General features: G+C 57.9%; 2 rRNA genes (1 of these 2 running past the window's edge). Both read left to right on the forward strand.

Annotated features, from left to right (window positions below):
- Nucleotides 1–112 precede the first annotated feature (112 nt).
- A 16S ribosomal RNA gene (locus ABZT03_RS42955) occupies nt 113–1,638 on the forward strand.
- A gap of 315 nt (nt 1,639–1,953) precedes the next feature.
- Nucleotides 1,954–3,683: ribosomal RNA gene (locus ABZT03_RS42960) — 23S ribosomal RNA — on the forward strand; its annotated part runs 1,491 nt beyond the window's last position; the annotation flags it as partial.

Below are 3,683 nucleotides of genomic sequence, written 5' to 3' on the forward strand. Positions count from 1 at the left end.
GGTCGGGGCGAGGTTCCTTTGAAGTAAAACACAGCGAGGACGCTGTGAACGGCCGGGCTTATTCCGCCTGGCTGTTCCGCTCTCGTGGTGTCATCCCGATTACGGGACAACATTCACGGAGAGTTTGATCCTGGCTCAGGACGAACGCTGGCGGCGTGCTTAACACATGCAAGTCGAACGATGAACCACTTCGGTGGGGATTAGTGGCGAACGGGTGAGTAACACGTGGGCAATCTGCCCTTCACTCTGGGACAAGCCCTGGAAACGGGGTCTAATACCGGATAACACTCCTGCAGGCATCTGTGGGGGTTAAAAGCTCCGGCGGTGAAGGATGAGCCCGCGGCCTATCAGCTTGTTGGTGAGGTAATGGCTCACCAAGGCGACGACGGGTAGCCGGCCTGAGAGGGCGACCGGCCACACTGGGACTGAGACACGGCCCAGACTCCTACGGGAGGCAGCAGTGGGGAATATTGCACAATGGGCGAAAGCCTGATGCAGCGACGCCGCGTGAGGGATGACGGCCTTCGGGTTGTAAACCTCTTTCAGCAGGGAAGAAGCGAAAGTGACGGTACCTGCAGAAGAAGCGCCGGCTAACTACGTGCCAGCAGCCGCGGTAATACGTAGGGCGCAAGCGTTGTCCGGAATTATTGGGCGTAAAGAGCTCGTAGGCGGCTTGTCGCGTCGGTTGTGAAAGCCCGGGGCTTAACCCCGGGTCTGCAGTCGATACGGGCAGGCTAGAGTGTGGTAGGGGAGATCGGAATTCCTGGTGTAGCGGTGAAATGCGCAGATATCAGGAGGAACACCGGTGGCGAAGGCGGATCTCTGGGCCATTACTGACGCTGAGGAGCGAAAGCGTGGGGAGCGAACAGGATTAGATACCCTGGTAGTCCACGCCGTAAACGGTGGGAACTAGGTGTTGGCGACATTCCACGTCGTCGGTGCCGCAGCTAACGCATTAAGTTCCCCGCCTGGGGAGTACGGCCGCAAGGCTAAAACTCAAAGGAATTGACGGGGGCCCGCACAAGCAGCGGAGCATGTGGCTTAATTCGACGCAACGCGAAGAACCTTACCAAGGCTTGACATCGCCCGGAAAGCATCAGAGATGGTGCCCCCCTTGTGGTCGGGTGACAGGTGGTGCATGGCTGTCGTCAGCTCGTGTCGTGAGATGTTGGGTTAAGTCCCGCAACGAGCGCAACCCTTGTTCTGTGTTGCCAGCATGCCCTTCGGGGTGATGGGGACTCACAGGAGACTGCCGGGGTCAACTCGGAGGAAGGTGGGGACGACGTCAAGTCATCATGCCCCTTATGTCTTGGGCTGCACACGTGCTACAATGGCAGGTACAATGAGCTGCGATACCGTGAGGTGGAGCGAATCTCAAAAAGCCTGTCTCAGTTCGGATTGGGGTCTGCAACTCGACCCCATGAAGTCGGAGTTGCTAGTAATCGCAGATCAGCATTGCTGCGGTGAATACGTTCCCGGGCCTTGTACACACCGCCCGTCACGTCACGAAAGTCGGTAACACCCGAAGCCGGTGGCCCAACCCCTTGTGGGAGGGAGCTGTCGAAGGTGGGACTGGCGATTGGGACGAAGTCGTAACAAGGTAGCCGTACCGGAAGGTGCGGCTGGATCACCTCCTTTCTAAGGAGCATCTAGGCCGCCAAGCTTGCTTGGTGGTCCAGGGCCATTACGTCGGCACACGTTCGACGGTGGTTGCTCATGGGTGGAACGTTGATTATTCGGCATTCGAGTCATCTCGGGCTGCAAGTACTGTTCTTCGGAGCGTGGAAAGCTGATCACGAGTGGTGAGGGTGTCGGGCACGCTGTTGGGTGTCTGAGGGTACGGCCGAATGTTGGCTGCCTTCAGTGCCGACCCCAGTACACTCACTGGTTTCCAGTGGGGTGATGGGTGGTTGGTCGTTGTTTGAGAACTGCACAGTGGACGCGAGCATCTGTGGCCAAGTTTTTAAGGGCGCACGGTGGATGCCTTGGCACCAGGAACCGATGAAGGACGTGGGAGGCCACGATAGTCCCCGGGGAGTCGTCAACCAGGCTTTGATCCGGGGGTTTCCGAATGGGGAAACCCGGCAGTCGTCATGGGCTGTCACCCATACCTGAACACATAGGGTATGTGGAGGGAACGCGGGGAAGTGAAACATCTCAGTACCCGCAGGAAGAGAAAACAACCGTGATTCCGGGAGTAGTGGCGAGCGAAACCGGATGAGGCCAAACCGTATGCGTGTGAGACCCGGCAGGGGTTGCGTATACGGGGTTGTGGGATCTCTCTTTTACGGTCTGCCGGCCGTGAGACGAGTCAGAAACCGTTGATGTAGGCGAAGGACATGCGAAAGGTCCGGCGTAGAGGGTAAGACCCCCGTAGTCGAAACGTCAACGGCTCGTTTGAGAGACACCCAAGTAGCACGGGGCCCGAGAAATCCCGTGTGAATCTGGCGGGACCACCCGCTAAGCCTAAATATTCCCTGGTGACCGATAGCGGATAGTACCGTGAGGGAATGGTGAAAAGTACCGCGGGAGCGGAGTGAAATAGTACCTGAAACCGTGTGCCTACAAGCCGTGGGAGCGTCGCGCATCGAGTTTACTCGGTGCGTCGTGACTGCGTGCCTTTTGAAGAATGAGCCTGCGAGTTTGCGGTGTGTTGCGAGGTTAACCCGTGTGGGGAAGCCGTAGCGAAAGCGAGTCCGAATAGGGCGATTCAGTAGCGCGCTCAAGACCCGAAGCGGAGTGATCTAGCCATGGGCAGGTTGAAGCGGAGGTAAGACTTCGTGGAGGACCGAACCCACCAGGGTTGAAAACCTGGGGGATGACCTGTGGTTAGGGGTGAAAGGCCAATCAAACTCCGTGATAGCTGGTTCTCCCCGAAATGCATTTAGGTGCAGCGTCGTGTGTTTCTTGCCGGAGGTAGAGCACTGGATAGGCGATGGGCCCTACCGGGTTACTGACCTTAGCCAAACTCCGAATGCCGGTAAGTGAGAGCGCGGCAGTGAGACTGTGGGGGATAAGCTCCATGGTCGAGAGGGAAACAGCCCAGAGCATCGACTAAGGCCCCTAAGCGTACGCTAAGTGGGAAAGGATGTGGAGTCGCACAGACAACCAGGAGGTTGGCTTAGAAGCAGCCACCCTTGAAAGAGTGCGTAATAGCTCACTGGTCTAGTGATTCCGCGCCGACAATGTAGCGGGGCTCAAGCGTACCGCCGAAGTCGTGTCATTGCAGCTATAGGGCCAACGCCCGCTGTGATGGGTAGGGGAGCGTCGTGTGCCGGGTGAAGCCGCGCCGGAAGGCAGTGGTGGACGGTTCACGAGTGAGAATGCAGGCATGAGTAGCGATACACACGTGAGAAACGTGTGCGCCGATTGACTAAGGGTTCCTGGGTCAAGCTGATCTGCCCAGGGTAAGTCGGGACCTAAGGCGAGGCCGACAGGCGTAGTCGATGGATAACCGGTTGATATTCCGGTACCCGCTGTGAAGCGTCAAACATTGAACCAGGCGATGCTAAGTCCGTGAAGCCGTTCCGGACCCTTCGGGGAAAGGAAAGTGGTGGAGCCGACGGACCAGACCTGCAGTAGGTGAGTGATGGGGTGACGCAGGAAGGTAGTCCATCCCGGGCGGTGGTTGTCCCGGGGTAAGGGTGTAGGCCGTGTGATAGGTAAATCCGTCGCACATTAAG

Origin of the sequence: Streptomyces sp. NPDC005574, from assembly GCF_040605435.1 — a bacterium.
In the GTDB taxonomy this organism is placed as follows: Bacteria; Actinomycetota; Actinomycetes; order Streptomycetales; family Streptomycetaceae; genus Streptomyces.